The following is a 20,825-nucleotide window of genomic DNA, read 5'->3' on the forward strand; positions in this document are numbered from 1 at the left end:
CTAATAAAGAATGACGGTAGGACGCGTTAACCGGGGCAGGACCCCGAAAGCGCGATTTCGCGACGGGGTAGCGATCGCGGCAACGGCGGGATATCAGGCCGCCGCTGCACCCGCGCCCGCCGCGCCCGGCTTGCGATGCCGCGAAAGCCGCTCCTCGGCCTGCGCGAGCTGCTCGGGCAAACCGCGCAGCACGACGATGTCGGCCTCGCGCAGCTTGGTCGACGGGTCCGGTTCGACGCCGCGAATGCCGTGGCGGCGAATCGCCGTCACCTCGACGCCAAGCTCGTACAGGCCCAGTTCCGCCAGCGTGCGGCCCACGGCATCGGCGCGCTCGTCGACCGGTACGGATTGTAGCCGCACCTGCTCGTGACCGTCCTCGCCCGCATCGTCGGTGCCGTGGAAGTAGCCGCGCAGCAGGCTGTAGCGCTCGTCGCGCAGTTCCTCCACGCGGCGCACCACGCGCCGCATCGGCACGCCCATCAGCACCAGCATGTGCGAGGCGAGCATGAGGCTCCCCTCCACAATCTCCGGAATCACCTCGGTCGCGCCCGCGGCTAGCAGGCGTTCGAGATCGGCGTCGTCCACCGTGCGCACGATCACGGGCAAGGTGGGCTCCAGCTCGTGAATGTGACGGAGCACGCGAAACGCCGATTGCGTGTTGGCATACGTGATCGCCACGGCAGCCGCACGATGGATGCCCGCCGCGACGAGCGACTCGCGCCGCGCCGCGTCGCCAAACACCACCGACTCGCCCGCCGCCGCCGCGGCCGCCACGCGGTCGGGGTCGAGGTCGAGCGCCACGTACGAGAGGCCTTCGTATTCGAGCATGCGTGCGAGGTTCTGCCCCGCGCGACCGTAGCCGCACACGATCACGTGGCCGCTTTGCTTGATGCTTTGCGTGGCGATGCGCGTCATCATCAGCGACTGCTGCATCCATTCCGTCGAGGAGAGGCGCAGCACGATGCGGTCGGCGTTCTGGATCAGGAACGGCGCGGCGAGCATCGACAGCAGCATGGCCGCGAGGATCGCCTGGAGCAGCGTGGCATCGACGAGATGCTTGTCGAGAATGAGGTTCAGCAGCACGAAGCCGAATTCGCCGGCCTGCGCGAGGCCGAGACCCGTGCGCATCGCCACGCCCGGCGACGCGCCGAAAATACGCGTGAGCGCGGTGATGAGCACGGCCTTGAGCACGACCGGCCCGAAGAAGAACGCCGCCACCATGAGTGGGTGCTGCCAGATCACGTGCGGGTTGAGCAGCATGCCCGTGGTTACGAAGAAGAGCCCGAGCAGCACGTCGCGAAACGGCTTGATGTCCTCTTCCACCTGGTGCTTGTACGGCGTTTCGGCGATCAGCATGCCCGCGATGAACGCACCGAGCGCAAGCGAGAGGCCGAACTTGTCGGTGATGAACGCGGCGCCCAGCGTGATGAGCAGCACGTTGAGCACGAACAGTTCCTGCGAGCGGCGCCGCGCGACGATGGTGAGCCAGCGCGTCATGAACTTCTGCCCGACGATGAGCAGAATGCCGAGCGCGAGCACGATCTTCACGGCCGCCGTGCCGAGCGACTCGACGAGCGAAGCCGACGAACCGCCGAACGCCGCGATCACGATGAGCAGCGGCACCACAGCCAGATCCTGGAACAGCAGCACGCCCAGAATGTTGCGGCCGTGCTCCGATTCGATCTCGAGCCGCTCGGAAAGCATCTTGCTGACAATGGCCGTGGACGACATCGCGAGCGCGCCGCCAAGCGCCACGCACGCTTGCCACGTGATATGCACCCACGGCTCCAGCACGAGCCCGAGCAGGAGCGCCACCACGATCGTACCCAGCACCTGCGAAAGCCCGAGGCCGAACACGGCGTGGCGCATGGCGCGCAGCTTCGACAGTGAGAACTCGAGGCCGATGGAGAACATCAGGAATACCACACCGAACTCGGCCAGGTTCTGCGCGCCGTGCGTGTCCGGCACGATGCCGAGCGAGCGCGGGCCCACGAGAATGCCGACCGTGAGGTAGCCGAGCATCGGTGGCAGATTCAGATAACGGAACAGCACGACGCCAACCACCGAGGCGAGCAGCAGGAACAGCGTCATTTCCAGCGGGGAGATCATCGTGTGAAGCGTCCTCGTTCGTCAGTCGCGGTTTGCATGAGCGGCAATGCAAATTCTGCCCCGCGCCGGGTCAATGATCGACGCAAAGGCGGCTACATGGGAAGGGCTACGGAAATACTGCTGGGCAAGCCAGGCGGCTCGCGCACGGGGTTTTGGCGCTGGGGGGCGCTGGCGCGGCGCGCAGACGCCTTTGCTATACTCCGCGGATGATAGCGAAAATCAATGGCGACCGGGCGCTGAAGCTCGCTCGCAACGTGCTCGACATCGAAGCGGACGCCGTGCGCGGGCTTCGCGACCGGCTCGACGACAACTTCGTCGGCGCGGTCGACCTCATCCTCAGTTGCCGCGGGCGCGTCGTCGTTTCCGGCATCGGCAAATCGGGCCACATTGCCCGCAAGCTCGCGGCCACGCTGGCCTCCACCGGCACCCCCGCGTTCTTCGTGCATCCGGCGGAAGCGAGCCACGGCGACCTCGGCATGGTCACCGCGGACGACGTCTTCATCGGCCTGTCGAACTCCGGCGAATCCGAAGAACTCGTGGCGATTCTGCCGCTCGTCAAGCGCATTGGCGCGAAGCTCATCGGCATGACGGGCAACCGCCCGCAATCGACGCTCGGCCAGCTCTCCGACGTCCATCTGGACGCCGGCGTGGAGAAGGAAGCCTGCCCGCTGAACCTCGCGCCCACCGCCAGCACGACGGCGGCGCTCGCGCTCTCGGACGCGCTCGCGGTCGCGGTGCTCGACGCGCGCGGCTTCGGCGCCGACGACTTCGCGCGCTCGCATCCGGGCGGCGCGCTCGGCCGGCGCCTGCTGACCTACGTGCGCGATGTGATGCGCACGGGCGACGAAATCCCGCAGGTGCGCGACGACGTGACCGTGCGCGACGCCCTCTTCCAGCTCACGGCCAAGCGCATGGGCATGACGGCGGTCGTCAATGCCGACGGCCACGTACAAGGCATTTTCACCGACGGCGACCTGCGCCGCGTGCTCGAGCGCGCGGGCGATTTCCGCGACCTGCCGATCGCGCAGGTCATGACGAAAGGCCCGCGCACCATCGGCCCGGACCAGCTTGCTGTCGAAGCCGTGGAACTGATGGAGCGCTACCGCATCAATCAGATGCTGGTCGTCGATGCCGAGGGCACGCTGATCGGCGCGCTCAACATGCACGACCTGTTCTCCAAGAAGGTGATCTGATGGCTACCCCACTCGACGCAACCGCGCGCGCCGCGCGTGTGCGCCTCATGATTTTCGACATCGACGGTGTGCTCACCGACGGCGGCCTGCTCTTCACCGGCGCGGGCGACACGATGAAGGCGTTCAACTCGCTCGACGGCCACGGCGCGAAGCTCCTGCGCGAAGCCGGCATCGACACGGCCATCATCACCGGGCGTCGCTCGGAAATCGTCGCCGTGCGCGCGAAGGAACTCAAAATCACGCACCTGTGGCAGGGCGTGGAAGACAAGCGCGTGGCGTTCGCCGAACTGCTCTCGCAAACGGGCATTGCGCCCGAAGCGTGCGGCTACATGGGCGATGACTGGCCCGACCTCGGCGTGATGCTCCAGTGCGGGTTCGCCGCCGCGCCCGCCAACGCCCATCCGGACGTGCTTTCGCGCGCCCACTGGGTGTCCGGCAAGGTGGGCGGCCACGGCGCCGTGCGCGAAGTCACCGACCTGATCCTGCGCGCGCAGAACCATTACGACGCCATGCTCGCCGCGGCCTGCGCGCCGCTGGCCGGGATGCCGCGATGAACCAGAAGTTCCGCCTCACTTCGCTCGTGCCGCTCGTGTGCGTCGCCGCGCTCGCCGGTTTCACGTGGTGGCTGCTGCAGGCCGTCCAGCCGCGCGAGAAAGAGGCGGCGCCGCGTCCGCTCACGCATACGCCCGACTATTTCGCCGACAACTTCTCGGTGTCCGAACTCGACCAGTCGGGCGCCACGCAGTACCGGCTCACGGCCACGCACATGGTTCACTACGAGGACGACGAGAACAGCGACCTCACGAATCCGGCCGTGCGCGCATTCCAGCCCGGCAAGCCGATCGTCACGGCCACGGGGCTGCGCGGCACGGTCAACGCCGACGCCTCGATCGTCAATCTGTACGACAACGCGCGCATCTTGCGCGCGGCTGGCGCCGGCGACCCGGAAATGCAGGCTGATTCCGAGCATTTCAAAGTGCTCGTGAACGACGATGTGATCCTGACCGAAAAGCCGGTTAAACTTCGACGCGGCCAGTCGGTCATGACGGCCACCAGCGGCATGAACTACAACAATGTCTCCCGGGTCATCCAGCTCTTCGGCAACGTCCGTGGAGCCATCGCCCCGGCTGACTCCGGCGGCTCGTCCTGAACGCCGGGCCGTCCACGCAAGGCACGATTGCATGAACGATTCGCTTCCCCGTCCACTGAACGGCCGTTCGCCCGACGCGCGCCGCGCACGCTTCGCGGCGCTGATGACGCTCGCCGGCGCGCTGCTGTTCGCCGGCTTCGCGCCCGCGGCCCACGCCGAGCGCGCCGACAAGGACAAGCCGCTCAATATCGAAGCGGACAACATGACGTATGACGATCTGAAGCAGCAGACCGTCTTCACCGGCCACGTGGTCGCCACCAAGGGCACGATCCTCATCAAGGCCGACAAGCTCGTCGTCACGCAGGACCCGCAGGGCTACCAGTTCGCGACCGGCACCGTCGCGCCGGGCACGCCCGCCGAGAAGCTCGCCTACTTCCGCCAGAAGCGCGAAGGCCTCGACGAATACGTCGACGGCACCGCTGAGCGCATCGATTACGACGGCAAGCAGGATCTCACCACGCTCACGACGCGCGCCACGGTGCGCCGCCTGCAGGGCCTCTCGACGGTGATGGATCAGGTCCACGGCAGTGTCGTCACCTACGACGGCCAGAACGACTTCTATACGGCAAAGTCGGGCAAGGACGTCGCAGGTCCCGGCAACCCCGGCGGCCGCGTTCGCGCCATGCTCTCGCCGCGCAACACTACCGGCGCACAGCCGGCCGCGGGCGCCCCGGCCGCGCTCACGCCGTCCACCAAGCTGCAGGAAGCGCCGCCACAGTGAATACCGTCACCGCCCCCCAAAGCTACGGCCGCCAGCTGGCCGGCAAGACGAGCACGCTCGTCGTGCGCAACCTGAAGAAGCGCTATGGCTCGCGCACCGTCGTCAAGGACGTTTCGCTCGACGTGAAGAGCGGCGAAGTGGTTGGGCTGCTCGGCCCCAACGGCGCCGGCAAGACCACGTCGTTCTACATGATCGTGGGTCTCGTGCCGCTCGACGCCGGCGAGATCGACCTCGACGGCCGGTCCATCAGCCTCCTGCCCATCCACAAGCGCGCCGCGCTCGGTCTTTCGTATCTGCCGCAGGAAGCTTCGGTGTTCCGCAAGCTCACCGTCGAGGAGAACATCCGCGCGGTGCTCGAACTGCAGGTGGACGGCAACGGCAAACGTCTGTCGAAAGACGTCATCACCGAGCGTGCCGAAGCGCTGATGGACGAACTGCAGATCGCGCATCTTCGCGAGAACCCCGCGCTCTCGCTGTCGGGCGGCGAACGCCGGCGCGTTGAAATCGCGCGCGCGCTCGCAACCGACCCGAGCTTCATTCTGCTCGACGAGCCGTTCGCGGGCGTCGACCCGATCGCCGTCCTGGAAATCCAGAAGATCGTGAAGTTCCTCAAGCAGCGCAACATCGGCGTGCTGATCACGGACCACAACGTGCGCGAGACGCTCGGCATCTGCGACCACGCGTACATCATCAGCGACGGCACCGTGCTCGCGGCCGGTGCGCCTGGCGAAATCATCGAGAACGAAAGCGTGCGCCGCGTTTATCTCGGCGAACACTTCCGCATGTAAGTCCCCGGGCGCGCCTTGCGCGCCCGCTCACCGCAGTCCCACAGCGCTCACCCGGCGCGCGCGATCCGCATTCGCGTTTTTCCGGCCTCATCTTTCGCGTTTCCCCGTGTAACTCCGCTTCATCGACCCTGCCCCCCAAAACGGTGCATGGCAGCGCGAGCAGCGCCCCTGTTTGCGCACCAAATTCCGGGCACACGGCGGCGCGGCACACGCTCGTTTTTGCGAATGCTCCGTGGTTTCGTCCGCGTGGCAAACTCTTTACAATGGTTCGCACACCGCCATGAAAGCCAGCCTCCAACTCCGCCTCTCGCAGCATCTTGCGCTCACGCCACAACTGCAACAGTCCATCCGGCTGCTGCAGCTGTCGACGCTCGAACTGCAGCAGGAGGTCGCGACGGCGATCTCGCAGAACCCGCTGCTCGAAAACGAGGATGACTGGATCGCGAGCCCGCTGCGCGTGGCCTCGGACGGCTCGGTCATCGCGCAGCCGCCCACGTCTTCGGGCGCCGAGCCGATGCAGGGCGCGAGCAGCTCGACCACGGCATCCAGCGGCAGCGGCGAAAACAGCGAGAGCGAGCCGCGAGGCGTGGACGAGTACGACGGCCTGGGCGGCGACGCGAACGGCGACGCAAGCCAGTGGAACCTGGACGACTACGGCCGCTCCGGCAACGCATCTGACGACGACGACCTGCCGCCGCTGCAAATCCACGAATCGACCACCACGCTGCGCGACCATCTCATAGCGCAGTTGCGCGAAACGAACGCGAGCCACCGCGACCGCGCGCTCATCACGTTCCTCATCGAATCGCTCGACGAAGACGGCTACCTCGGCGCGACCTGTGAGGAAATTCTTGCCGACATCCCCGAAGAGCTCGAGGTCGACGTCGACGAATTCAATGCGGCGCTAGCGCTGCTGCATAGCTTCGACCCTGCGGGCGTGGGTGCGCGCTCGGCCTCCGAGTGCCTGAAGCTGCAGTTGCTGCGCGTCAATTCGTCGCCCACGCGCACGCTCGCGCTCGAGATCGTGTCGCACTATCTGGAACTGCTCGCCGCGCGCGATTTCACGCGGTTGCGCAAGCAACTGAAGACGGGCGACGACGAGCTGCGTGAGGCGCATGCGCTGATCCGCTCGCTCGAACCGTTCCCGGGCGCATCGTATGGGAAGACCGAAGCCGATTACGTGGTGCCCGACATCATCGTGAAGAAGGCCGGCCAGAACTGGCATGCCGAACTCAACCCGGAGGTGGTGCCGAAGCTGCGCATCAACCATCTGTACGCGAATATTCTGCGCAACAACCGCGGCGACCCGGGCAGCGGTTCGCTGCGCCAACAGCTGCAGGAAGCGCGCTGGCTGATCAAGAATATCCAGCAGCGTTTCGAGACGATCCTGCGTGTCGCGCAGGCTATCGTCGAGCGTCAGAAGAACTTTTTTGTGCACGGTGAAATCGCCATGCGCCCCTTGGTTTTGAGGGAGATTGCTGATACGCTGGGCCTACACGAATCAACTGTCTCGCGTGTGACAACCGGTAAATACATGCTGACTCCATTCGGGACACTTGAATTTAAGTACTTCTTCGGATCGCATGTATCGACGGACACCGGAGGCGCTGCATCATCCACCGCCATCCGCGCCCTCATCAAGCAACTCATAGGAGCCGAGAACACCAAATCCCCTCTTTCAGACAGCCGCATCGCCGAACTGCTGGCGGAACAGGGCTTCGTGGTCGCGCGACGCACAGTTGCGAAGTATCGCGAGGCGCTGAAGATTCCAGCGGTCAATCTGCGCAAGTCTCTTTAGCTTGTTCCGGCTTTCACGGAGCAGGCGTTTTCCGGTCGCTACGCCCGTTGGCGGACATGGCCGGCCGAGTTAGCCCGCCGTCGCAGGCCTTTCGGGGAGCCGCGCACTGGCAGACAGTCGACCGGCATTGCCGCACTTCACGCGTCACGCGGCCATTAGCCTGGAGAAGCACTATGAATCTGAAGATCAGTGGACACCATCTCGAAGTAACGCCAGCGTTGCGAGAATACGTGATCACCAAACTGGACAGGGTGCTAAGACATTTCGATCAGGTAATCGATGGCAATGTGGTCCTCTCGGTCGACAACCATAAGGAAAAGGATAAGAGACAGAAGGTTGAAGTGAACCTTCATCTGAAAGGCAAGGACATATTTGTGGAGAGCGCTAACGGCGACATGTACGCCGCCATCGATCTCGTGGTCGACAAGCTGGACCGCCAGGTCGTACGTCATAAGGACCGCGTGCAGGGACATCAACATGAGGCGATCAAGCACCAGCCTGCGCCCATCATCGAAATCCCGCCGCAGTGATCCCACAGTGTTCCTTGTGGCAATCCGCGCCATGAACCGGGGCTGGAGTCGATAGTTCATCCTCCGCCCCTCGAAGCGAAGCCGCCCGAACCGGGCGGCTTTTTCGTGAGTTGGCGCAACGCAGGGTTTTACCGCTGGGTGCAACCGGGAAACGAGGGTTGCGCTTATGCGTGGCGCATCGCACCATCGGCGTGGACGCTTGTTCTATAATGGTCCAGTCGTATTACGGGGTCTAACGCACCAACAGGTCCCCACGGTCCCGGCACCGGGCTTCGTCGCCAGATCCAAAGCTGCCGCCAAATCGGGCAGCGGTCGGGGTGTGGAGCATTCAGGCCACGTTTTCGCCTGCCAACATGAATCGTTTAGCCAAAATACTTCCCATCGAGAACGTCGTCGTCGGCCTGTCCGTTACCAGCAAGAAACGCGTCTTCGAACAGGCTGGCCTGATCTTCGAAAACCAGAACGGCATCGCCCGCAGCACGGTCACCGACAATCTTTTCGCCCGCGAGCGCCTCGGCTCCACGGGCCTCGGCGAAGGCGTCGCGATCCCGCACGGCCGCATCAAGGGTCTGAAGCAGCCGCAAGCCGCCTTCGTGCGCCTCGCCGAGCCGATCGCCTTCGAAGCGCCAGACGGTCAGCCCGTCTCGCTCCTCATCTTCCTGCTCGTGCCTGAACAGGCCACGCAGCAGCACCTTGAAATCCTGTCCGAGATCGCACAACTGTTGTCAGATCGCGAAACGCGTGAGCGGCTCCATACGGAAGAAGACCGCGAAACGTTGCATCGCCTGCTCACCCAGTGGCAACCTTGATGTAATGTGCGGCGTCTTGCGGGGCGCGGTCGCGGTACGCGCGGCCGAAAAGCGCGCGCCCGCCGCTCGTTGCAAGGCGCGGGCAGCCGCGAGCCCTCCAGGTTCACACAATCTAGTTAGCCGTTAAGCGAGTCATCTCGCGGAGTCACCGACTCATGGACACTTCCAGCATCAACGCCCAAAGCATCTTCGACGACAACGCCACCACGCTGAAACTCAGCTGGCTGACGGGGCACGAAGGCTGGGAACGCGGCTTTTCGACCGAGACGGTGGCCACGGCCACGGCGAGCGCGGACCTCGTCGGCCACTTGAATCTCATCCATCCGAACCGTATCCAGGTGCTCGGCGACGCCGAAATCCACTACTACCAGCGCCAAACCGACGAAGACCGCTCGCGCCACATGGCCGAGCTGATCGCACTCGAACCGCCCTTCCTCGTGGTCGCCGACGGCATGACCGCGCCGCCCGAGTTGGTGCTGCGTTGTACGCGTTCGTCCACGCCGCTCTTCACCACGCCGATGTCGGCGGCCACCGTCATCGACAGCTTGCGCCTTTACATGTCGCGCATTCTCGCGCCGCGCGCGACGCTGCACGGCGTGTTTCTCGACATTCTGGGCATGGGCGTGCTGCTCACGGGCGACTCGGGTCTCGGCAAGAGCGAACTGGGTCTGGAGCTGATCAGCCGCGGCCATGGCCTCGTGGCCGACGACGCTGTGGATTTCGTGCGCCTCGGCCCCGATTTCGTCGAAGGCCGCTGCCCGCCGCTCTTGCAGAACCTGCTCGAAGTGCGCGGCCTCGGTCTGCTCGACATCAAGACGATCTTCGGTGAAACGGCCGTGCGCCGGAAGATGAAGCTCAAGCTCATCGTGCAGCTCGTGCGCCGCCCGGACGGCGAGTTCCAGCGCCTGCCGCTGGAGAGCCAGACCGTGGACGTGCTTGGCCTGCCCATCAGCAAGGTCACGATCCAGGTGGCCGCGGGCCGCAACCTCGCCGTACTGGTCGAGGCCGCCGTGCGCAACACGATCCTGCAATTGCGCGGTATCGACACGCTGCGCGACTTCATGGACCGCCAGCGTCTGGCCATGCAGGACCCCGACAGCCAGTTTCCCGGCAAGCTGATCTGACGCCCGAATACGTTCCGAACAAGCGCGCGAATCACGCCTCGCACGCCCTCGAAACAAGCCACTGCGGCCCGGAGAGCCAATACAGGCGCGCGGATCGGATGCTATGATGACCCAATCGGGTTCATCGACTCTCCCATGCGTATCATCCTGATCACCGGCATTTCGGGTTCCGGCAAGTCAGTGGCGCTCAACGCGCTCGAAGACGTCGGCTACTATTGCGTCGACAATTTGCCGCCGCGCTTTCTACCGCAACTCGCGCAATATCTCAGCGACGACGGCTACGAACGCCTCGCCGTCGCTATCGATGCGCGCTCGAGTTCGTCGTTCGACGACATGCCGGAGATGATCCGCGACCTCGCGCGTCGCCACGACGTGCGCGTGCTGTTCCTCAATGCGAGCACGCAGTCGCTCATCCAGCGCTTCTCGGAAACACGTCGCCGCCATCCGCTGTCGGGCTCCGCCGCGCACGACGCGAATGTGGGCATGCTCAAGTCGCTCGAAGAAGCCATCGAGCACGAGCGCGAGCTCGTCTCGAACCTTGCCGAATTCGGCCATCAGGTCGATACGAGCAATCTGAGTTCTAACGCGCTGCGTCAGTGGGTCAAGGTGTTCGTGGAAGGCGAGCGGGGCTCGCTCATGCTCACGTTCGAATCGTTCGGCTTCAAACGCGGTGTGCCGCTCGACGCGGACCTCGTGTTCGATGTTCGCACGCTGCCGAACCCGCATTACGACGCCCTTCTAAGGCCACTCACCGGGCTCGATCAGCCCGTGATCGACTTTCTGAATGCGCAGCCGGCCGTCCACGAAATGATCGAAGATATCTACGCGTTCGTCGCGAAGTGGCTGCCGCATTTTCGCGCCGACAACCGCAGCTATCTCACCGTTGCGATTGGCTGCACGGGCGGACAGCATCGCTCGGTGTTCATCGCCCAGACGCTCGCCGCGCGCTTTGCTGGCGAGTCGAACGTTATCGTGCGTCACCGCGACGCGCCTCTCGATGTCGGAGAGTCGTCACGGCTGATCGCCTAACCGGCTGCGCATCGCGCGGCCCTTAACCGAAAGCGTTGCGCCATGTCCTCGTCTCCTGCCGTGCTTGCCGATTTGCCGCTGTTCCCGCTGCATACGGTGCTCTTCCCTGGCGGTCTGCTGCCGCTCAAGATCTTCGAAGCGCGGTACGTGGACATGGCGAGCGAGTGCCTGCGCGAGCACACGCCGTTCGGCGTGTGTCTGCTCAAAAGCGGCGCCGAAGTCGCGCTGCCCGACGAGATCGCCGTGCCGGAGTCCGTTGGCTGCCTCGCGCTCATCGAGCAATGCGATGTCGAAACCGTCGGCATGCTGCATATCCAGGCGCATGGCACGCAGCGCTTTCATCTGCTCTCGCATCGCGTGGAAGCCGACGGCCTGCTCGTGGGCATGGCCGAACTGATCCCCGAAGACATTCCACTGGAAGGCGGCAAACAGCTCGCGCAATTCGGCGCGTGTGCGGAAGTGCTCGAGCGCATCATCGCGACGATTCGCGAGCGCGATCCCGCAAGCCTGCCGTTTGCGGAGCCGTTTCGCTTCGACGATCCCTCGTGGGTATCGAACCGTCTCGCCGAGGTGCTGCCGATCGCTCTGCGCGCGCGTCAGAAGCTCATGGAGCTGAACGACGCGGGTGCGCGTATCGAAATCGTGCATCACTACATGCAGCAGCATCAGTTGCTTTGAGGCGGTAACGGCCTCTGGATCGCGCGGTCATCCTCGCTCCCGCTGCAGAAGAGAGCGCATCCAAAATACATGCTCAAGGATCCACCCAAGGTTTGGCAAGGGCAAGCGTGATGAGGTATCGCCTCTCGTCAGGTTGCTTGTCATCCCGGAAACATGCCATGCCAAGCATAATCTGGAAACGCTGACCAGCACTCCAATAGACTACATTGGGCTGGCACGCCGCCAAGGCCGCACGCCAGTCCGGCGTATCGGCGAACGGCGGATCGTCCATGGCGTGGATGGGCTCCCATCCTCCCTTACGCCACTGCTCTTGCAGGTCCAGTGCAACCTTCAGCGCGTCGTTAAGCGCAAGCGGCTCGATCTGCGGCGACATGCGCACGCTATCCACAAGCCCTTTCGCGTAGCTCACAGTGAAGAAACGGGCTTGCGGGGTCACAAATCCGTACTGAGGATCAACGAAGCGCAGTCGTGCATCTGACTTCGGGATGTTGTACCAAATTTCGTCTGGAATCGCCGGATCAATCCTTGCGCTGGAACGCTGACGCATACTTTCCCAAGGCTCGCCGATTACCAGCGCAATTTCTGGATTCTTGGGATGCGCCCGTTCCCACCATAGCAGGGCTGCCAGTAAGAGCATGCCCAATGCGAGCAAGCCAGGCCCAATTCGCCCGTAGCCCTTGGGTGCCAGCCATTTCATCGCACACCTTGCCCTGCTGCAATATCCTGAATGGATTGCTCAACAAGGCTGCGATTGGCGTTGTGAAGCATCTCGTCAAACCGAGCCGCAGCCTTGAGAACAAAGGGCATGCGCTGATTAGCGTCGGATAGGTCGGCTGCGGGGTTCCTGCTAAAGCTGATGCTGCGTCCGTCATCAATGCGGCCGCACTGACTGGTGAGCGTAAGTTCGATAGCCTCAGCCACACCAGACGGAAAGCCAGTGACATAGGACGCCTGGTCAGCACGCAGCAGAGCTACTAATTGTGGGTCGCCGTACATCGCCGGTTGCAGGATGTTGATCTGCTCATGCTGCGCCAAATAAACAACACTCTCGGCTATATACCCAGAATCAATGGCCTCGAAGGCCTGCAGGATTTGAGGGTAATCCCAACCAAAGGGCAATCTATCTACGATTGGCCATAAGACAGGAGGAGACTGCCTAACTATCCTTTGGCGTGCACGCAGGCAGACTTTAAGCTCGCTGAGCCCACGCTTCTTGTAGAAGGCATGTAATGGAAACACGTCCAGGAACAGCGTCGTATTGCCCAAGGCGAGCATATCGTACATATGCTGGTACTGCTGCTGCGCCAGCGATAGCAGATCGCCATCGCGGCGAACGTCAATGCTTGGCACCGGATTGCTGCGGCGAGCCTGCTCGTAGTTGCGTTGTGCGATCTCATCGACCTTGCTGACACTGAGCAGGCCGGGAATGCCCCAGCTTGGCCTGGAACTTTGTGCCATGCGCTGAGCAGCATCATGTTCAGCTTGAATCTTCTTGATCGAATCGGCGGCATGCAGCAGGCCGCAGCCAACCTGCTTAGAGGCGAAGGCCGCAAGGCCGGCCCATTGAAAGCGGGGATCGCTCAACCATAACTTGGCATAGGCAGCGTTGATTGCGCGGTTCCGGATTTTTGGATCGGCAATCAATGTGCCACCCGGTGCCACAATGTCTTCCGCTTCTTTCTGGTATTCACGCCAAATGCACGCACAGGTGAGCACCGGCACTTCAGTGATCTTAACCTTCCGCCCGTTCTCTTCGGTGAAGTAGCTCTCGCACTCTGCGAGCGCCGTTGTGTTCTTGTGCAACTCCAAATCGTCGCACGCGTGGTCCTTGAAGCACTGTGTCATCGTCCCCTCCTGGAAGAGGACCACCGTAGCAAGTCTGACTGGAGGGGTATTGACGATAGACAGGAAACTTCTGCGCAGGTACTACAACGCGAAACATCCGATCGCTACGCGCGAGATCACGCATTTCAACTTCGCATGACGAGGGCGCCCTACATTTTGCGCGCAGAGTCACACGAGCGGAAGGCGGGTGCCCAGTTCGTGAGGCAAAGCTAGAAGCGCGATGCGTGCCGTCCAGGTGGGCTAACCGCCTGCATCTACCGTCGAATTACCCGATCAGATCAGCGGTCCACGCAAACCGTCGAGCAACTTGCGCACTGGTGCGGGCAGACCATACGCGTCGATATTGCCGAGCGACACCCATGCGTTCTGTCCATCGTTCACTTCGAGCGGCGTGGCGTTGCGCTTCAGTTCGATCACGCGCGGCTCGATGTCGAGCTTGAAGTGCGTGAACGTATGCGTAAGCGGCATGAGCGCGGAGCTTGACGCCGCGCGCTCAGGCGTCACGCCGAAGTCGCGCGCGCGCTCAGCGAGCGCGGGTTCATCGGCGGCTTCGGGCAGGCTCCACAAACCGCCCCAGATACCCGATGGCGGGCGCTTCTCCAGCATCACCGCGTCGCCGTCGAGCAGCACGAGCATCCACGTGCGCCGCGTGGGCACGGTCTTCTTCGGACGCGCGGCAGGCAGTTCGCGCTGACGTCCCATCGTGTTCGCCACGCAGTCGTCGGCGAACGGGCAGCGCGCGCAATCGGGCTTGCCTCGTCCACACAGCGTCGCGCCGAGATCCATCAAGCCTTGCGTGTACGCGCTCACATCGGCGTCGCTCGCTTTGGGACCCGGCACGAGCGTTTCGGCGAGCGTCCACATCGCGTTCTCTACGCGCTTTTCGCCAGGAAAGCCTTCCACGCCGAACACGCGAGCGAGCACGCGCTTCACGTTGCCGTCGAGGATCGTCGCGCGCGCGCCGAACGCGAACGACGCGATCGCCGCCGCCGTCGAGCGGCCAATGCCTGGCAGCTCTGCGAGCGCCTCGACCGTCGACGGAAACTTGCCGCCGTGGGTTTGCGTCACGACCTGAGCGCAGCGGTGCAGATTGCGCGCGCGCGAGTAATAACCGAGGCCGGCCCAGAGCGCCATCACGTCGTCGTCGGGCGCAGCGGAGAGCGATTCGACCGTGGGAAAGCGCTCGAGAAAACGCGTGTAGTACGGAATCACAGTCGAGACCTGGGTCTGTTGCAGCATGATTTCCGAGAGCCAGATGCGGTACGGGTCGCGCGTGTTCTGCCACGGGAGGTCGTGACGGCCGTGCTCGCGCTGCCAGGCAATCAGGCGCGGCGCAAAGCCGGTGAGCAGTTCAGCGGGATATGCGCCAGCCGGCAGCGGCGCGGAAGTGGACGAAGTTCGGTACATATAAAAGCTTGGCGCTCAGCGCTGGCAGCGCGGACAGAAGTAAGTGGAACGCTGGCCCTGCACGATCTGCTTGATCGGCGTGCCGCACACGCGGCAGGGTTGGCCCGCCCGGTCATAAACGAAGTATTCGAGCTGGAAATAGCCGCTTTCGCCGTTGCTGCCAACGAAGTCGCGCAGCGTGCTTCCGCCCTTCTCGATGGCCGAGGCGAGCACGGCGCGCACGGCGTCCGCGAGGAGTTCGTAGCGGGCGAGCGAAACGCGCCCGGCTGGAGTCGTCGGCCGGATACCGGCACGGAACAGACTCTCCGACGCGTAGATATTCCCAACGCCCACCACAATGTCGCCCGCGAGGAGCGCCTGCTTGACGGCAACCTTGCGCCCGCGTGTCCCGCGAAAGAGCAGTGCGCCGTCGAATGCCGGCGTGAACGGCTCGATGCCGAGCCCCGCCAGCAGCGGATGGCCGAGCACGTCGCCAGCCTCGCGCGGATGCCAGAGCACGGCGCCGAAACGGCGTGGGTCGCGAAAGCGCAGCGTGAAGTCGTCGAAAAACCAGTCGACGTGGTCGTGCTTCTCCGCGGCAGGGGGCTTGGGCAGATTGCGCAGCACGCGCAGCGTGCCGGTCATGCCCAGGTGCACGATGAACCAGCCCTCGTCGATCTCGAACAGCAAATATTTGCCGCGGCGGCCGACGGAACGGATCGTGCGGCCGCGCAGCGTACGGGCGAGCGTGGCCGGCACGGGCCAGCGCAATGCGGGGTTGCGCACCTCCACACGCTCAACGCGGCGGCCCGCGACCCACGGTTCGATCCCCCTTCGGGTAACCTCAACTTCTGGTAACTCTGGCATGTCTGGCGGCCTGATTCGGATGCTGGTCCGGGTTGGTCTGCAACTTGCGTAAACGTGTGTGCGCGTTGTGCGCGTATTGTAGCCAGCGCGTTACAATCGACCGAAACATTCGACGGAATTCCATGGAACTGTCTTTCGTTAAGCTGTTCGCGAAGCGTCCCGCGACGCGCCGCATGCCTGCCGCCCTCGCGCGTCGCCTCCTTGGCACCGCGGTTCTCGCGGCCTGGGCGTTGACCACGCCGAGCGCGTATGCGCAGGATCCGTCCCCCGACACGGACGACACTTCCGTCACCATGCCGGACGCTTTCGGTCCGGCCTCGCCCGACGAAAAGAAGGATCTGCCGAGCGTGCCGCTGTCGAGCCAGATCGTCTTTCAGGTGCTCGCCGCAGAAGTCGCGCTGCAACGCGACCAGCCCGCGCCCGCCTTTCAAACCTATCTCGCGCTCGCGCGCGACACGCACGACCCGCGCATGGCGCAGCGCGCGACCGAAATCGCGCTCGCGGCGCAAAGCCCTTCTGACGCCCTGACTGCGGTCCAGCTCTGGCAGCAGTACGCGCCCGACTCCGAGCGTGCCGCGCAACTCGACGCCTCGCTGCTGGTGCTCGCCGGCAAGCCCGACGACGCCCAGCCGCTGCTCGCGAGCGAACTGGCGAAAGTACCGGCCGACAGCCGCGGCCAGGCAATCCTCTCGCTGCAGCTTCTGCTTTCGCGCGGCCCGAATCGCGTGGGCGGCCTGAATGTGCTCAAGACGCTGCTCAAGGACGACTTGAACCGCCCCGAGGCGCAGCTCGCGATCGGCCGCCAGCAACTGCTCGCCGACGACGTGCCCGACGCGCGCAAGTCGTTCGAGCAGGCGCTCGCGCTCAAGCCCGACTATCTTCCCGCCGCGCTGATGCTCGCGCAGATGGGGCCGGAGGAGCGCGCCGAAGGCATTGCGTCGATCGAAAAGTACGTCCAGCAGAATCCGAAGTCGCGCGAAGGCCGTCTTGCGCTCGCGCAAACCTATCTCGCCGCCGACCGCCTCGACGACGCGCAGAAGCAGTTCGAGATCCTGCACAAGGACAACGCGAACGACCTGATGCCGCTCATGGCGCTCTCGCTTATCAGTGTGCAGCAGAAAAAGTTCGACGCCGCGCAGAAGTATCTGACGCAATACGCGCAACTTGCCGAGAAGAATCCGGCCGCGGACCCCGGTCAGGCCTATATCTACCTCGCGCAACTTGCGGTCGAGCAGAAGGACGATGCCGGCGCGCAGAAGTGGCTCGACAAGATCCAGCCGAGCAGCCAGCAGTACGTGCCGGCCCAGATCACGCGCGCGCAAATCCTGGACAAGGAAGGCAAGACCGACGACGCGCGCCGCCAGCTCGCGAGCATTCAGGCCGACGATCCGCGCGACCAGGCGCTGATCGCGCGCACCGACGCCGCGATCCTGTTCGACGCGAAGCGCTACCCGGAAGCCGAGGCACGGCTTGCGAAGGCGACCGCCGACTTCCCGGACGACCCGGACCTCACCTATGACTACGCGATGGCCGCCGAAAAAAACGGCCATTACGACATCATGGAAGCGCAATTGCGCAAGCTGATCAAGACGCAGCCTGACAATCCGCAGGCCTACAACGCGCTCGGCTATTCGCTCGCGGACCGCAACCAGCGCCTGCAGGAAGCCGACAAACTGGTTGAAAAAGCCTCGGCGCTCGCACCGGACGACGCGTTCATCATGGACAGCGTGGGCTGGGTGAAATACCGCCTGGGCGACAACGCCGACGCGATCAAGCTCTTGCGCAAGGCCTACAGTCTCCAGCCGAACGCGGAAATTGGCGCGCACCTCGGCGAAGTGCTCTGGAAAAACGGCGACCAGGACGCCGCACGCGCCGCGTGGCGCGAGGCCCGCAAGCTCGAACCCGACAATGACACGCTCCAGAAGACGCTCAAGCGCCTCCAGGTCAACGATCTCTGATGGCAGATTTTTTCACTTCAGTTTCCCCAAAGGCCCTGTGCACTACGCGCGCCGCCCGCTTTGTGCGGCGGGCGTCGCTTGGCGCAACGGCGGCGGCGCTCCTCGTACTCGCGGGCTGCGCCACGCAACAACCGCCGCGCCAGCCGTCCACCTCGAATGCCACGACCTCGCTCACTACGCAGACTAACCGTGCCTATCATGGCCGTTTCGCTGTGCAGTATGTCGACCAGAACGGCCAGCAGCGCAACGCGTACGGCAACTTCGAGTGGCACGAGACCGATTCGACGGTGACGCTGCAACTGCTCAATCCGCTCGGCCAAACGCTCGCGCTCGTCACTTCCGCGCCGTCGCAAGCCACGCTGGAACTGCCTAACCGCCAGCCGCTCACGGCCGACAACGTGAGCACGCTCATGCAGCAGGCGCTCGGCTTCGCCCTGCCCGTGGAAGGGCTGCGCTACTGGCTGCAGCCATCGGTTGCGCCCACGTCGCGCGCGCGCACCACGCCCGACCCGCAGAATCCGCAACGGCTTTCGCAGATCGAACAGGACGGCTGGACCATCGATTACGTCGCCTATGCAGACGCGCCGGCCACGGGCGTGAAGCGCGTCAATCTCACGCGCGAAGATCCGCCGCTCCAGATCAAGCTCGTGCTCGACCAGTAAGCGGGCTGCTTACTGTCCGACAACTGTCTCTCATCAGCAAGATCTGGCCGGCACGCGCCGGCCAGGATCCAGGCATCATCCCTAGAGCATCATGATCGAAACCCAGGACTCGCTGCGCGACTGCCTAGCGCCCGCGAAACTCAATCTCTTCCTGCACATCACAGGTCGCCGTCCCAATGGCTATCACGATCTGCAGACCGTGTTCCAGTTGCTCGACTGGGGCGACACACTGCATTTCACGCGCCGCCGGGACGGCCGCATCACGCGCACCGTCGAAGTGGAAGGCGTACCGGCCGAGCACGACCTCACCGTGCGCGCGGCGACGCTGCTCAAGGAACACACGGGCACGGGCGAGGGCGTCGAGATCGACATCGAAAAGCGTCTGCCGATGGGCGCGGGTCTCGGTGGCGGCAGCTCGGACGCGGCCACGACGCTGCTCGCACTCAACCGCCTCTGGAAGCTCAACTTGCAGCGCGAAGAATTGCAGGCGCTCGCACTCAAGCTGGGCGCGGACGTGCCCTTCTTCGTGTTCGGGAAAAATGCATTCGCGGAGGGTGTTGGAGAAGCATTGGAGGCTGTACAATTGCCCCCGCGTCATTTTTTGGTTGTGACGCCGCGGGTTCATGTTCCTACTGCTGAGATTTTTTCGGAAAACTCGTTGACAAGGGACACAAAGACCTGCACAATAGCAGTCTTTCTTGCACAGCAGGCAACGCAAAACGGATGGCCAGATAGCTTCGGCCATAACGATATGCAAGCGGTTGTCGCGGGAAAATACGCGGAAGTAGCGCAGGTGCTTCGATGGTTTGAGAATGTCTCAAACAGCATCGCACCAGCGCGGATGACCGGATCGGGTGCCAGCGTTTTTGCAGCATTCGCCAGTCGGTCCGAAGCAGAATCGGCACAAGCCAAACTGCTTGCGGAACAACCGGACTGGAGAAGCGCGGTAGCTTCGAGTCTGAATACGCATCCACTCTTCGCTTTCGCGGCATAGTTTTGCGTGGTTGATTGACCTACCGGTCAGCCAGGCTCAAGTTGAGTGTAGGGGAGTCGCCAAGTTGGTTAAGGCACCGGATTTTGATTCCGGCATGCGAGGGTTCGAGTCCTTCCTCCCCTGCCAAAATTTCCAGGCAGTTCGCACTGTGGGTTACCCAGAGCAGTTCGCCTAAGTAGTTCCTCTCGCCCCCCCAAGTCCGCAGCAGGTGCATGATGAGCAGCCATGACGGCCTGATGGTTTTTACTGGCAACGCAAATCCCGCGCTTGCCCAGGAAGTCGTCAAGATCCTCGGTATTCCCCTCGGCAAGGCTATGGTTAGCCGCTTTTCCGACGGTGAAATCCAGGTCGAAATCCAGGAAAACGTGCGCGGCAAGGACGTCTTCGTCCTTCAGTCGACTTGCGCGCCGACCAACGACAACCTGATGGAACTGATGATCATGGTCGATGCGCTCAAGCGCGCATCCGCAGGCCGGATCACAGCAGCTATCCCCTACTTCGGCTATGCCCGTCAAGACCGCCGCCCCCGTTCGGCGCGCGTCGCCATCTCGGCGAAGGTCGTGGCGAACATGCTGGAAATCGCCGGCGTCGAGCGGATCATCACGATGGATCTGCACGCCGACCAGATTCAGGGCTTCTTCGACATTCCCGTCGACAATATTTACGCAACGCCCGTGCTGCTCGGCGATCTGCGCAAGCAGAATCACGAGAACCTGCTGGTCGTTTCGCCGGACGTCGGCGGCGTGGTGCGCGCCCGTGCGCTCGCCAAGCAACTGAATTGCGATCTCGCCATCATCGACAAGCGTCGTCCGAAGGCGAACGTCGCCGAAGTGATGAACATCATCGGTGAAGTCGAAGGCCGCACCTGCGTGATCATGGACGACATGGTCGATACCGCCGGCACGCTCTGCAAGGCGGCGCAAGTGCTGAAGGAACGCGGCGCGAAGAAGGTGTTCGCTTACGCCACGCACCCGGTTCTCTCGGGTGGCGCAGGCGAGCGTATCGCCGCCTCGGCGCTCGACGAGCTGGTCGTCACCGACACGATTCCGCTCGGCGCCGAAGCGCGTTCGTGCGCGAAGATCCGCTCGCTCACGAGCGCAGGACTTCTCGCCGAAACGTTCTCGCGTATCCGTCGCGGCGACTCGGTGATGTCGCTCTTCGCGGAAAGCTGATAAGAATTGACG

At 63.7% G+C, this 20,825-nt stretch carries 20 protein-coding genes and 1 tRNA gene; 16 read left to right on the top strand and 5 right to left on the bottom strand.

All coding sequences use genetic code 11. The features are described from left to right. Positions 1 to 93 precede the first annotated feature (93 nt). Positions 94 to 2,109 carry a monovalent cation:proton antiporter family protein gene (locus tag JMY28_RS03040; protein WP_201694421.1) on the bottom strand — a complete coding sequence of 672 codons (2,016 nt, stop codon included), beginning with the start codon at positions 2,107 to 2,109 and terminating at the stop codon, positions 94 to 96. A 206-nt stretch (positions 2,110 to 2,315) separates the two neighbouring features. Here JMY28_RS03040 and kdsD point away from each other — a divergent pair, with 206 nt between their 5' ends. The 11 genes from kdsD (at position 2,316) to JMY28_RS03095 (ending at position 11,929) form a co-directional block, all read left to right on the top strand. Next, positions 2,316 to 3,302: an arabinose 5-phosphate isomerase KdsD gene (gene kdsD / locus JMY28_RS03045; protein ID WP_201694422.1), complete on the top strand. Its 987-nt coding sequence runs from the start codon at positions 2,316 to 2,318 to the stop codon at positions 3,300 to 3,302. After that, positions 3,302 to 3,856 (top strand): KdsC family phosphatase, encoded by a 555-nt coding sequence (locus JMY28_RS03050; RefSeq protein WP_201694423.1) that lies wholly within the window; start codon positions 3,302 to 3,304, stop codon positions 3,854 to 3,856. The genes kdsD and JMY28_RS03050 overlap by 1 nt, the downstream gene beginning before the upstream one ends. Beyond that, positions 3,853 to 4,452 carry an LPS export ABC transporter periplasmic protein LptC gene (gene lptC, locus JMY28_RS03055; RefSeq protein ID WP_042269979.1) on the top strand — a complete coding sequence of 200 codons (600 nt, stop codon included), beginning with the start codon at positions 3,853 to 3,855 and terminating at the stop codon, positions 4,450 to 4,452. Before JMY28_RS03050 ends, lptC begins: the two co-directional genes overlap by 4 nt. A gap of 31 nt (positions 4,453 to 4,483) precedes the next feature. Next, positions 4,484 to 5,173 carry a lipopolysaccharide transport periplasmic protein LptA gene (gene lptA / locus JMY28_RS03060; RefSeq protein ID WP_201694424.1) on the top strand — a complete coding sequence of 230 codons (690 nt, stop codon included), beginning with the start codon at positions 4,484 to 4,486 and terminating at the stop codon, positions 5,171 to 5,173. Then, positions 5,170 to 5,961, top strand: a complete 792-nt coding sequence (gene lptB, locus JMY28_RS03065; protein WP_201694425.1) for an LPS export ABC transporter ATP-binding protein — start codon at positions 5,170 to 5,172, stop codon at positions 5,959 to 5,961. The genes lptA and lptB overlap by 4 nt, the downstream gene beginning before the upstream one ends. 280 nt (positions 5,962 to 6,241) lie before the next feature. Next, positions 6,242 to 7,759 carry an RNA polymerase factor sigma-54 gene (locus tag JMY28_RS03070; RefSeq protein ID WP_201694426.1) on the top strand — a complete coding sequence of 506 codons (1,518 nt, stop codon included), beginning with the start codon at positions 6,242 to 6,244 and terminating at the stop codon, positions 7,757 to 7,759. Between the two features lie 173 nt (positions 7,760 to 7,932). Further along, a complete protein-coding gene (gene hpf, locus JMY28_RS03075; protein WP_028201861.1) occupies positions 7,933 to 8,289 on the top strand; it encodes a ribosome hibernation-promoting factor, HPF/YfiA family in 357 nt (118 codons plus the stop codon). 353 nt (positions 8,290 to 8,642) lie between these two features. Beyond that, positions 8,643 to 9,098, top strand: a complete 456-nt coding sequence (gene ptsN, locus JMY28_RS03080; protein WP_028201860.1) for a PTS IIA-like nitrogen regulatory protein PtsN — start codon at positions 8,643 to 8,645, stop codon at positions 9,096 to 9,098. Between the two features lie 155 nt (positions 9,099 to 9,253). Continuing rightward, a complete protein-coding gene (gene hprK / locus JMY28_RS03085) occupies positions 9,254 to 10,222 on the top strand; it encodes an HPr(Ser) kinase/phosphatase (protein WP_028201859.1) in 969 nt (322 codons plus the stop codon). A gap of 135 nt (positions 10,223 to 10,357) precedes the next feature. Next, positions 10,358 to 11,251, top strand: a complete 894-nt coding sequence (gene rapZ, locus JMY28_RS03090) for an RNase adapter RapZ (RefSeq protein ID WP_201694427.1) — start codon at positions 10,358 to 10,360, stop codon at positions 11,249 to 11,251. Between the two features lie 42 nt (positions 11,252 to 11,293). Then, positions 11,294 to 11,929: an LON peptidase substrate-binding domain-containing protein gene (locus JMY28_RS03095; protein WP_201694428.1), complete on the top strand. Its 636-nt coding sequence runs from the start codon at positions 11,294 to 11,296 to the stop codon at positions 11,927 to 11,929. Between the two features lie 73 nt (positions 11,930 to 12,002). Here the strand turns inward: JMY28_RS03095 and JMY28_RS03100 are convergent, their stop codons facing one another. The 4 genes from JMY28_RS03100 to mutM all read right to left on the bottom strand — a co-directional run bounded on the left by JMY28_RS03100 (position 12,003) and on the right by mutM (position 16,027). After that, the gene (locus JMY28_RS03100; protein ID WP_201694429.1) at positions 12,003 to 12,626 is read right to left on the bottom strand and encodes a flagellar biosynthesis sigma factor; all 624 of its coding nucleotides are present in this window, start codon (positions 12,624 to 12,626) and stop codon (positions 12,003 to 12,005) included. Then, positions 12,623 to 13,774, bottom strand: a complete 1,152-nt coding sequence (locus JMY28_RS03105; RefSeq protein WP_201694430.1) for a DUF2515 family protein — start codon at positions 13,772 to 13,774, stop codon at positions 12,623 to 12,625. Before JMY28_RS03105 ends, JMY28_RS03100 begins: the two co-directional genes overlap by 4 nt. A 273-nt stretch (positions 13,775 to 14,047) precedes the next feature. Then, the gene (gene mutY / locus JMY28_RS03110) at positions 14,048 to 15,181 is read right to left on the bottom strand and encodes an A/G-specific adenine glycosylase (protein WP_201694431.1); all 1,134 of its coding nucleotides are present in this window, start codon (positions 15,179 to 15,181) and stop codon (positions 14,048 to 14,050) included. Between the two features lie 15 nt (positions 15,182 to 15,196). Beyond that, positions 15,197 to 16,027 (bottom strand): bifunctional DNA-formamidopyrimidine glycosylase/DNA-(apurinic or apyrimidinic site) lyase, encoded by an 831-nt coding sequence (gene mutM / locus JMY28_RS03115; protein WP_201694432.1) that lies wholly within the window; start codon positions 16,025 to 16,027, stop codon positions 15,197 to 15,199. A gap of 122 nt (positions 16,028 to 16,149) precedes the next feature. On the opposite strand from mutM, the gene JMY28_RS03120 reads away from it, so the two are divergent. From JMY28_RS03120 to JMY28_RS03140, 5 genes are all read left to right on the top strand, one after another. Beyond that, the gene (locus JMY28_RS03120; RefSeq protein ID WP_201694433.1) at positions 16,150 to 17,985 is read left to right on the top strand and encodes a tetratricopeptide repeat protein; all 1,836 of its coding nucleotides are present in this window, start codon (positions 16,150 to 16,152) and stop codon (positions 17,983 to 17,985) included. Further along, positions 17,985 to 18,647 carry a lipoprotein insertase outer membrane protein LolB gene (gene lolB, locus JMY28_RS03125; RefSeq protein ID WP_201694434.1) on the top strand — a complete coding sequence of 221 codons (663 nt, stop codon included), beginning with the start codon at positions 17,985 to 17,987 and terminating at the stop codon, positions 18,645 to 18,647. The genes JMY28_RS03120 and lolB overlap by 1 nt, the downstream gene beginning before the upstream one ends. A gap of 91 nt (positions 18,648 to 18,738) precedes the next feature. Continuing rightward, positions 18,739 to 19,641 carry a 4-(cytidine 5'-diphospho)-2-C-methyl-D-erythritol kinase gene (gene ispE / locus JMY28_RS03130; protein ID WP_201694435.1) on the top strand — a complete coding sequence of 301 codons (903 nt, stop codon included), beginning with the start codon at positions 18,739 to 18,741 and terminating at the stop codon, positions 19,639 to 19,641. 49 nt (positions 19,642 to 19,690) lie between these two features. Further along, a tRNA-Gln gene (locus tag JMY28_RS03135) sits at positions 19,691 to 19,767 on the top strand. Positions 19,768 to 19,856: 89 nt separating this feature from the next. Further along, complete coding sequence (locus JMY28_RS03140; protein ID WP_069265235.1) at positions 19,857 to 20,813, top strand: ribose-phosphate pyrophosphokinase; 957 nt, start codon at positions 19,857 to 19,859, stop codon at positions 20,811 to 20,813. The last annotated feature ends 12 nt before the right edge of the window (positions 20,814 to 20,825 follow it).

The organism is Paraburkholderia hiiakae (assembly GCF_904848665.1).
In the GTDB taxonomy this organism is placed as follows: Bacteria; Pseudomonadota; Gammaproteobacteria; order Burkholderiales; family Burkholderiaceae; genus Paraburkholderia; species Paraburkholderia hiiakae.

Bases quoted from the DNA above. Each gene is read 5' to 3' on its own strand.
- JMY28_RS03105 (WP_201694430.1), bottom strand. From the start codon at position 13,774: ATGACACAGTGCTTCAAGGACCACGCGTGCGACGATTTGGAGTTGCAC.
- JMY28_RS03095 (WP_201694428.1), top strand. From the start codon at position 11,294: ATGTCCTCGTCTCCTGCCGTGCTTGCCGATTTGCCGCTGTTCCCGCTG.
- mutM (WP_201694432.1), bottom strand. From the start codon at position 16,027: ATGCCAGAGTTACCAGAAGTTGAGGTTACCCGAAGGGGGATCGAACCG.
- ptsN (WP_028201860.1), top strand. From the start codon at position 8,643: ATGAATCGTTTAGCCAAAATACTTCCCATCGAGAACGTCGTCGTCGGC.
- JMY28_RS03040 (WP_201694421.1), bottom strand. From the start codon at position 2,109: ATGATCTCCCCGCTGGAAATGACGCTGTTCCTGCTGCTCGCCTCGGTG.
- JMY28_RS03120 (WP_201694433.1), top strand. From the start codon at position 16,150: ATGGAACTGTCTTTCGTTAAGCTGTTCGCGAAGCGTCCCGCGACGCGC.
- JMY28_RS03070 (WP_201694426.1), top strand. From the start codon at position 6,242: ATGAAAGCCAGCCTCCAACTCCGCCTCTCGCAGCATCTTGCGCTCACG.
- hprK (WP_028201859.1), top strand. From the start codon at position 9,254: ATGGACACTTCCAGCATCAACGCCCAAAGCATCTTCGACGACAACGCC.
- JMY28_RS03050 (WP_201694423.1), top strand. From the start codon at position 3,302: ATGGCTACCCCACTCGACGCAACCGCGCGCGCCGCGCGTGTGCGCCTC.
- lptC (WP_042269979.1), top strand. From the start codon at position 3,853: ATGAACCAGAAGTTCCGCCTCACTTCGCTCGTGCCGCTCGTGTGCGTC.
- JMY28_RS03140 (WP_069265235.1), top strand. From the start codon at position 19,857: ATGAGCAGCCATGACGGCCTGATGGTTTTTACTGGCAACGCAAATCCC.
- ispE (WP_201694435.1), top strand. From the start codon at position 18,739: ATGATCGAAACCCAGGACTCGCTGCGCGACTGCCTAGCGCCCGCGAAA.
- mutY (WP_201694431.1), bottom strand. From the start codon at position 15,181: ATGTACCGAACTTCGTCCACTTCCGCGCCGCTGCCGGCTGGCGCATAT.
- JMY28_RS03100 (WP_201694429.1), bottom strand. From the start codon at position 12,626: ATGAAATGGCTGGCACCCAAGGGCTACGGGCGAATTGGGCCTGGCTTG.
- hpf (WP_028201861.1), top strand. From the start codon at position 7,933: ATGAATCTGAAGATCAGTGGACACCATCTCGAAGTAACGCCAGCGTTG.
- rapZ (WP_201694427.1), top strand. From the start codon at position 10,358: ATGCGTATCATCCTGATCACCGGCATTTCGGGTTCCGGCAAGTCAGTG.
- kdsD (WP_201694422.1), top strand. From the start codon at position 2,316: ATGATAGCGAAAATCAATGGCGACCGGGCGCTGAAGCTCGCTCGCAAC.
- lptA (WP_201694424.1), top strand. From the start codon at position 4,484: ATGAACGATTCGCTTCCCCGTCCACTGAACGGCCGTTCGCCCGACGCG.
- lolB (WP_201694434.1), top strand. From the start codon at position 17,985: ATGGCAGATTTTTTCACTTCAGTTTCCCCAAAGGCCCTGTGCACTACG.